This window comes from Flavobacterium cupreum (genome assembly GCF_003996965.1).
Taxonomy (GTDB): Bacteria; Bacteroidota; Bacteroidia; order Flavobacteriales; family Flavobacteriaceae; genus Flavobacterium; species Flavobacterium cupreum.
The window spans coordinates 2,160-10,642 of record NZ_QWDM01000033.1; the positions used below are offsets into that span (position 1 = coordinate 2,160).

Below are 8,483 nucleotides of genomic sequence, written 5' to 3' on the forward strand. Positions count from 1 at the left end.
ACAGCAATTACCAACCCTGATAAGCTTTGTAAAAGGGGTTCCCCCCGTGGGACTTTCTGCTCCGGCTGAGACCTTCCAGAGCGAAGCCAAACAACACTTTGCAACGGCTTTGCAACATATCGATGATACCGTTGTAGGGGTTTTGGACAGCATCAACAAAGGGCTTAATACCAACAATGAGTTTTCACAGGAATTAGCACAATTATTAAAAAAATACCAACTATGGGAAGCATAAACACCCCGATTCAAATTGAGATAAAAACGGTTAATCCTTTTGAAATAAAAGCCAAAACAAAGGCTTTAACAGATTTGTCAAAGCTTGACAATGATGTGCTTTCAAAGCTTGCTGAACTTTCCAAAAATGCCAAAGCCATCGAGCAGTTAAAAACCAATTTCCCGATGATTAAAGGTTTTTTGTCTAATTAAAAAAGCCTGTACGATGAAAAAAAGAGGTCTAAGAAATCCCGCAATTATTGCCAGTGTGCTGAGCAGTCCAGAGGGGCAAAAAGTGATCGCAAAATCACAACAAAATGCAGAAAGAACAATGAGCGCCGGATTTACATTTTTAAAGGTTCTGCTTGTGGGTGGAATTGTTGCAGTGGTCTACTTTAAATTCTTAAAAGGATTTTCCAAATTAAAAGAAGATACCCGTTATAAGCCCAGTAACATAAGCGTTACAGAGGCCAAATCAAGAGCCGACGCCATTTATACCGCCCTTATGGGATTTGGAGCGAATTACAAGGCAGTGGAAAACAACCTGACAGGACTTAACCACAACGGTTTTATTAGGGTATACAATGAGTTCGGAGAGCGTCGAAGTGCCACGCTCAGTAAAATGAATTTAGTGGAATGGTTACAGGATCAGTTCAAAGCGGATGATATCACCAAATTAAGATTTTTAATAAAAGGATTTTTCTAATGATGACAACACAGAAAAAGATAATCATAGTAACCGCGTCAGTGGTTATTTTGGGTTTAGGCGTTTATTTTTTGACCAAAACCAATAAAAACGGAAGTTCCGTTTTAGGGGGCAACAAAAAGTATATCGATGAAGGTGATGTAAATTTAGTTCCTGCCTTTTCTGCCCCTCAGAAAGTGGCTTTGTTATACGACGCAATGAACCGTTACAACGGAACCGATGAAACTTTGATTTTTGAAACCCTCACTAGCGTATCGCAGGCACAGTTTGGACAGATTGTAAAAGCGTTTGGACTTAAAAACTACAATCGAATATTAGGTTACAATACCATCGGTGGGACTAAGTTACCGCTGAAAACTTGGTTAAAAGAGGAACTAAACGACGCAGATTATAACCTGCTTAGAAAGAAATTCCCGCTCTATTTATAAACTCAAATGTAGATTTATTTGCGAACCTGGAAAAGCTGCAGCGCGAGATCTGATTCAAAAAAATCTACAATTTAAAAAAAGGAAATCATGAAATTGAAAAATGAAGATAAGTTATTGATAGGAGGCGGATTACTCGCAGTAGGAACAATTGGTTTTCTCTATTGGAAAAAAAAGAAAAAAGAGAAAGAGAACGATCTGCTTTTGGATGATATTCCGGAACCCCCAACAGTTGTATCAAATCCCGTCCCAACAGCAGGGGCAACCTTAGACCGAAATAAGGTACTATCCAAAGGCAGTAAAGGCCTTGAAGTAAGAGAATTGCAAAGGCTTTTAGGAGTAAAAATAGACGGGGATTTCGGAAGTAACACCCTAACGGCTTTGCAAAAGAAAAAAGGAGTTGCAAAGATCAGTTTAGCCGGATACATTATTGCTAAACCAGTTGCAGGTAATGCAACCAAAGCTATTCCGACGGCTCTTGTAACGCCAAAGGCTGGTCAAAAGCTAATGGCAAACATGGATAAGGTCAGCCTTTTTAATGCCAAAAGAACAGCAAGCGGGGTGTATTTCAATGATGGTTCAAAACCGTTTTTCGGAAGCTCAATTAATTACGGTCAGTACATCGGCACTTTTGTAGCTGAAAAGCTGGGTGGTCAATATTTAATCAAACGTGATGATGTTTACTACTTCGTGAACGCAAATGCGGTAAAAGCGTATTAAGATGGCAACACCTAAAAAATCAACCTTAATGATTTCAGCAATAGCAGTACTGGCAATAGTACTCTTCTGGCCGAAATCGGAACCTAAAAAAGTGATACTATAATGAGTTTTATCTTAGACAACAGCAGTATATTTTTAAAAGTCTTTTCGAAATATAACATTAATAATCCGCTGAGAATTGCGCATTTTTTGGCGCAGCTTTCCCACGAATCAGGAAATTTTACAAGGCTTGTCGAAAACCTGAATTACACACCTGAAGGGCTTGCAGGTACAAGCCCGTTCAATACCCGTCTCTCGGCGGTGCAAAGGAATCTGTACGGGCGTACTAGTGCACATCCGGCCAATCAGATAATGATCGCTAATATAGGATATGCCAATGCAAACGGTAACGGAAATGCTGCAAGTGGTGACGGTTGGAAATTCAGGGGGCGCGGTTATATTCAGCTTACAGGTAGGGCGACCTATGAAGCCTACAAAAAGTACTCCGGGTATGACGTAGTAAATAATCCTGATCTTCTTTTACAAGTTGGAATCGCTATTGATTGTGCAGCGTGGTTTTTTTCTGTCTACAAAAACCTCAATCCCTTAGCGGATGCCAATTTAATTACTAAGATCACACAGAAAGTAAACGGGGGTGCTAATGGTTTAGCGGACAGAATTAAGAAATTTAAATTTTATCAAACTCAAAACATAAGTATTGAGTTATTAAAAAAAAAAGCGAAGCCACTACCTAATTTTAGCAGCATCAGTACTTACGCTTTTAACTGGCTTTCACCTTTTAACACCAAACAAACATGAAAGAAATATTATTTGAATTGAAGATTTTCCGGGATTATATTTTACTGGGAATCGTGATCCTGATGGGGATTTTTACCAAAATCTACAATGCGACCCAAAAAGGAAAAAAAGCTACACTTAGCTTCATTTTAGCCGAAGCAATCGTGAGTTTTTTTGTTGCGATTTCGGTTTATGTAATTACCAGTGAGGTAATGCATCTCAGCAAGTTTTTGACTTTCGTGCTTTGTGCTTGGGGTGGATCGCTAAGCACTTTAATCCAAAGCGAAGTCGAGCAATTAATAAGTAGTTTTTTCAATGGCCTAAAAATTTTAATCAAAACAAAAATAAAATAATGACAACAAATCTATATCACAAAGACCCGTTTAAAGGATTTTTAAGAATCCTGTTCATACTCTTACTATCGCTTTCACTGGCGTTTGTATTTTCCTGTAGTTCAAAAAAACCTGATCCGGTACATACCATTGAGCGTACAGTTGAACATACAAAAGACAGTGTAAAAACTACTGAAATCAATCAGGCCATTTTCGACAGCCTTGTTATAAAACTGGCAAAGGTCAAAACGGCAAAACCCGAATGTGACAGTATTACACAGGCGACACTGGATCAGGTTTTAAGGCAGCTTAACAGTTATAAAAAATCAGGAAGCAATGAGGCAAGTGTCCGGTATGATGAAGCCCTGAGGCAAATTGTTGTACTTCTGAAACAGGCTGAGACCAAAACGCAAACAACGGCCACCAATAAAGTAGAAAAGGAAAAAGAAAAGGAAGTCAAACCCATTATTATAAGGGAAAAATACTTTCCGGTATGGGTTAAAATACTGGCTGTTATCGGAGGGCTTATAATCTTGTTTCTGGGTTGGAGAATTGGAAGAATTTTTATTTAAAAAAATTGAAAATGAGCGCTAAAAAAATAATTATCGGAGCGGGAATAATTGCAATTGCAGGTTATTTTTTTATTGAATACAAAGTACAAAAGATCATTGAGCTTTTCCAGTTTGTGAAAATCTACCCAACGGCAATAAAGAAATTCAATATCAAGTGGAATGAAGGAGCGCCCTTTGTAACGTTCAATCTCGATATAAAATTAGTGAATCCTACACCGGAAGTTTTTTCGGCTAAACTTTTGGCCGTTACCCTTAAAAGAATCCTGTTTTACGACAAAAGCAACATTCTTTTAGGTACTGCAACGGTCAATACCAGTTCGATCACAATTCCGGCCAATGGAAGTACAACCCTTTTCAATATTCCAATTCAATTAGAACTCAAAACCGTTGCCAGTACTGTTATATCGGTCATCCAAAAGAGTTTTGATTTAAAAGATATTAGAATTGAAACGATTGTAAGCATTTTAGGCACTGAACATAAAATTTGATCCTATGACACTAGCGCAAGAATTCAATAGCTTAAACGGCTTAATCGTTTCTCGTAAAACGTTAGAAGATTTACTCATTAAGGCCGAAAAGGAAAAAAACACGATCATATCAAAAAGGGTAATTAAGGTACTACAGGCATTTAAGGATGATACTTTTTTGATTGAAATTAAGAATCTGGTTGAACCTTTTGGTTTAAATGGGGTTAAGAAAACCACTAATAAAACGCCTGGCGCAAATCGGTTCGAGGTTTATACAAACACAAGAAAAAAAAGAACAAAAATCATAAAAAAAACGAACTTGGCCAAAGCTGTTACAAAACCCCTGATAAAAAAGAATACAGTTTTAAAAACTGTTGTAAAGCCTGTTGCAAAGGAGAAAAAAGCCGTTGAAAAGCCAAATCTTAATAAAAATTCTTTGGCCTATAAAATGGCTAACAAGCCTAAAAACGTTAAGTATTTCAAGATTGATAATAAAGATATAGCAGACTTTTTAGGAAAAATTGAAATTCCGGCATCCGATAGCGTTGTAATTACTTTAACAGGCGGTCAGGGATCAATGAAAACAAGAATGTGTTTTCAGTTCATTAATACTTTTGCTCAAAATTACAAGGTGGGTCATGCCAGTATCGAAGAGCATCCCGAAAGTACATTGTATTATGACAAAGCAAATGAGTACCTGAACAATCAGGCTTTGATTGATACCGAAGCACCTGTCATAAAAAGCGTTGCAGATTTAGATAAACTGATTAGAAATAATGATGTTATTGTAATTGACAGTTTCTCTAAAATGCAGGAAATGCAAAAAGGTTTTGAAGTTGACAAGGATTTAAGAAAGAAATACAACGGTAAATTATTCATCGTGATTTTTCAGCAAACAACAGACGGCAAAATGCGAGGCGGTTCTAAAAGTCAGTTTGACGCTGACATTGTTTTATATACAGAGAAGAAATCCAACTATAAGGATAATTATATTTTCGCTGATAAAAACCGTTACCAAAATAAACCGCTCGATACTTTGAAATTCAATATTTTCAGTAAAAAACTCATGTCAAACAAGTCTGAGAATACAAAAGAATCAAAACCAAATAAAAAATTATCGTTTACGGTAAATTAATAAACCCAAAAGTAGATTTTTTTCAAACAGATCTGTTCCGGCGCTTTGTCCAGGAACGAATAAAAATCTACAATTTAAAAATTAATCATCAACTAAATCAATCAAAAAATGAAAACGACAAAAAGAAAAACAGCAACAAAAAGAACCACTACAAAAAAACCAACCGTTAGAGGTTTAAAGAAAGTTTGCAGTAGTGTTGTAAAAGCCACCGGACTAAAAACCGACGGGACTTTAAAAAAAGGCTTTAAATACGTGGCGGGCGGTAAGATCGTTAAGGTTGTGGCAAAGAAAGCCCCGGTTAGAAAAAAGGTGGTAAAAAAAGCCCCCGTAAAAAAGGCAAAAAAGAAATAAATGTCTGCCATTGTAAAATTCGTAAAGGATGAAAAGGGAAATGTCTTGGTGTATAAAATCCAAGACAATTCCCTTTTGTGGTCAATGAATCCCGCGCAAAACGTCACAAAAGACCAGTCTAACAAAGAAACGTTTAAAATTCAATCCGATGTCTCTTTTGCAACAAATCCCTTTGTGATGAAATATAAAGAGGTCGACTGCTCGCAGTGCGAGCCTATAATTGTAGCCACAAACTTCAATGATTTTTTGATAGAATTATCAAGAAACTTTTTTTTTTGAAATAAACGACAACGGAGAAACTTTTCAGGGTGTCCCTATATTTCAAAAGGTAGAGACTTATTCCGATTTAATAGCAGGTGAAACCCTTGGGGCTATTTCCTATGTAAGAACCTCGCAAGGGACTTCGTGGTTAATTGGATCGTTGGGAGGCACATATTATCCGGAAGGTTGGTATTCATGGGATGGTACAAAATGGGTTTCTGACCGCAACGCCATTGCAAATGCAATCAATCAAATTATATTAAAAGATGATTTAAGCGAGTATAACAATCTCTCCGGCAATCCTTTTTTACGCGAGAATGATGTAATACGATTAAAAGGAGATAAAGGCGATACAGGATTAAAAGGCGACAAAGGCGACACGGGATTAAAAGGGGATACCGGATTAAAAGGTGACACGGGAGCAAGCGGAATATTTCCTTTGACTGAGATTGAGATAGATTTCGGTATCGATCCGATTTCATCAAAAACATTTTTAATTGTTGATGCAAGTGTACTGGCAACCAGCAAAATCCTATCCTTTACAAGTCCTAACCCTGCAACTGGCAGAATCGGTAACGATTGGGAATTGGATATGCCTTTTATGTCTGCTTCTGCATCAGCGGGAAGTATTTCACTAACAATAAATTTCAATCATTTAGTGGTTGGAAAAAGAAAAATCTATTATCAAATAATAAACTAAAACATGGCTTTATTCGATTTTTTAAATACAGGACAAGCAAAGGGCGATAGCGCACTGGGTAATTTATGGGTTCGCCTTAAAGATGCTTTTGGAAACGGAATTGGTAAACAACACCGTGAATTAATTCCATCAAATCAGGAAGCTTTACTCATGGCGGGAAAAAACGATCAGGTTGCCACTATACTCAGAACCGACCGAAAAGGAAATTTGATTACAGGGAATTACATTCCTGAATTATACGATCAATTTGAAGGTGCAACTTTAAATGCAAGAAAATGGACGCAGGTTTTTTTTACTTTCACACAGGCTATGGGAACGCTCACCGGAATTAATTTAACGTCAAATGCCATAACTACTTCGGGTGCATACTCAACGCTGTTAAGTCAAAGATTATTTCAAAAAATACCCCGTGTGCCGTTGCAGGTCAAGCAAAGACTAAGACATACGTTACTGGCAAACTCTTTTGCTGATTTTGGTTTTGGAATCCCAACCACAACAACTTTAATAGTTCCTAACGGGGTATGTTTCCGTATGATATCGTCAGGGGTTTTGCAAGGCGCAATTACTTATAACGGTGTAACTATCGCTATCGACAGTATTATTTCGCAAGTGGCCAGTAATGGAAATACAATTGGACAGCCTTTAAATATGTCCAATTCCTATTACACCAGTAATTACTTCGTCTACGATCTGATTATTGATGATGATAACGCGGTTTTCACCATTCAGGACACGCAAACATCTGAATTTATAGGGGTCTTGTCTTTGCCTGTTCCCAATTCTGCCATTAAAATGTTTGGCGCAACCTCTTTGCCTCAGTACAGCAGGGTTGTAAATTCCGGTGTACCAACGGCCTCGCCCATTTTTATTATAAGTGAAATGCAGGTTTTAAGTACAGATTGGAATGTATCTATGAGCGCAAGCGAAGTTGCGGGAAATTTAGGAATGTCACAAGGTTCAAACCCTTACACGGGAGCGTCTTTGGCGAATTTTCAAAATAGTACCGCCCCGGTATCGGCAACGCTGAGCAATACAGCCGGAAGTTATGCAGTAACTATAAAAGATGGAAAATTTCAGTTTGCAGCAGTTGCAGGATCGGAAACGCATTACGCTTTGTTTGGTTGGCAGGTTCCCACTGGTGCAAAGTTTTTAATAGAGGGAATCAGAATTGAAACCTACAATACAGGGACAGCCGTTGCAACAACTGCAACGCTTTTGGAATGGGGTATCGGAATAAACGGCAGTGCTGTTACATTAGCCAATGCGGGCTTTATCAAACTAAATTTAGGGGTTCAGTCTTTTGCTGTTGGTGATCCGGTTGGTAAACAGGCTACGGTTATCGATGTCGATTTTAAAACACCCGAAGTTTGCGAGAGTGGCAAATTTATTAATTTGATTTTGAATGTGCCTATAGGTACAGCCACAGCATCACAGATTATAAGAGGGATTTATACTTTAAAAGGTCGATTTATTTAATACGAAAAAAATGAGCACAAATATTTTAAAATTCGTCAAAGACGATCAGGGAAGCGTCAGGCTTCACAAAATTGCTGATAATTCGTTATTGGCGTCACTCAATCCGGCTTTAAATATTGTTAAAGACCGATCTCAAAAGGATTTCTTTATAATTCAGAATGAAAAGGGAGAAAACGCTTTTGTTTTAAATTACTTGGAAATCAGTAAATCATCATGCGAGCCGGAGATTTACGCTAATGATTTGAATGAATTTTTAATTGAGTTAGCAGATAAATTCTTTTACGGTTCCGCGGGGTCTTCCAGTTCAATCCCTTCTCCGCTGGATGTAAATGTGATTAATTTTGAACC

At 37.6% G+C, this 8,483-nt stretch carries 14 protein-coding genes; all 14 read left to right on the forward strand.

Annotated features, from left to right (window positions below; all coding sequences use genetic code 11):
• A partial coding sequence (locus D0817_RS24450; protein WP_161568466.1) for a hypothetical protein occupies positions 1–235 on the forward strand: 235 nt, incomplete at its 5' end.
• Positions 223–426 carry a hypothetical protein gene (locus D0817_RS24455; RefSeq protein ID WP_127340960.1) on the forward strand — a complete coding sequence of 68 codons (204 nt, stop codon included), beginning with the start codon at positions 223–225 and terminating at the stop codon, positions 424–426. The genes D0817_RS24450 and D0817_RS24455, both read left to right, overlap by 13 nt.
• A gap of 13 nt (positions 427–439) precedes the next feature.
• Positions 440–919: a hypothetical protein gene (locus tag D0817_RS24460; RefSeq protein ID WP_127340961.1), complete on the forward strand. Its 480-nt coding sequence runs from the start codon at positions 440–442 to the stop codon at positions 917–919.
• Positions 919–1,347: a hypothetical protein gene (locus D0817_RS24465; RefSeq protein WP_127340962.1), complete on the forward strand. Its 429-nt coding sequence runs from the start codon at positions 919–921 to the stop codon at positions 1,345–1,347. Before D0817_RS24460 ends, D0817_RS24465 begins: the two co-directional genes overlap by 1 nt.
• A gap of 87 nt (positions 1,348–1,434) precedes the next feature.
• Positions 1,435–2,064 (forward strand): peptidoglycan-binding domain-containing protein, encoded by a 630-nt coding sequence (locus tag D0817_RS24470; RefSeq protein ID WP_127340963.1) that lies wholly within the window; start codon positions 1,435–1,437, stop codon positions 2,062–2,064.
• 102 nt (positions 2,065–2,166) lie between these two features.
• The gene (locus D0817_RS24475) at positions 2,167–2,862 is read left to right on the forward strand and encodes a glycoside hydrolase family 19 protein (protein ID WP_127340964.1); all 696 of its coding nucleotides are present in this window, start codon (positions 2,167–2,169) and stop codon (positions 2,860–2,862) included.
• The gene (locus D0817_RS24480; protein WP_127340965.1) at positions 2,859–3,194 is read left to right on the forward strand and encodes a hypothetical protein; all 336 of its coding nucleotides are present in this window, start codon (positions 2,859–2,861) and stop codon (positions 3,192–3,194) included. Before D0817_RS24475 ends, D0817_RS24480 begins: the two co-directional genes overlap by 4 nt.
• Entirely contained in the window at positions 3,194–3,745 is a 552-nt protein-coding gene (locus D0817_RS24485; protein WP_127340966.1) for a hypothetical protein, read from the forward strand. Before D0817_RS24480 ends, D0817_RS24485 begins: the two co-directional genes overlap by 1 nt.
• Positions 3,746–3,756: 11 nt before the next feature.
• Positions 3,757–4,233, forward strand: a complete 477-nt coding sequence (locus D0817_RS24490; protein WP_127340967.1) for a hypothetical protein — start codon at positions 3,757–3,759, stop codon at positions 4,231–4,233.
• Between the two features lie 4 nt (positions 4,234–4,237).
• The gene (locus D0817_RS24495) at positions 4,238–5,347 is read left to right on the forward strand and encodes a P-loop NTPase family protein (RefSeq protein ID WP_127340968.1); all 1,110 of its coding nucleotides are present in this window, start codon (positions 4,238–4,240) and stop codon (positions 5,345–5,347) included.
• A 108-nt stretch (positions 5,348–5,455) separates the two neighbouring features.
• Entirely contained in the window at positions 5,456–5,698 is a 243-nt protein-coding gene (locus D0817_RS24500; protein ID WP_127340969.1) for a hypothetical protein, read from the forward strand.
• A gap of 421 nt (positions 5,699–6,119) precedes the next feature.
• Complete coding sequence (locus tag D0817_RS24505) at positions 6,120–6,659, forward strand: collagen-like protein (RefSeq protein ID WP_127340970.1); 540 nt, start codon at positions 6,120–6,122, stop codon at positions 6,657–6,659.
• Positions 6,660–6,662: 3 nt separating this feature from the next.
• Complete coding sequence (locus tag D0817_RS24510) at positions 6,663–8,135, forward strand: hypothetical protein (RefSeq protein WP_127340971.1); 1,473 nt, start codon at positions 6,663–6,665, stop codon at positions 8,133–8,135.
• 10 nt (positions 8,136–8,145) lie between these two features.
• Positions 8,146–8,483, forward strand: a 338-nt coding sequence (locus D0817_RS24515) for a hypothetical protein (protein WP_134737795.1), incomplete at its 3' end; no start/stop codon positions are given.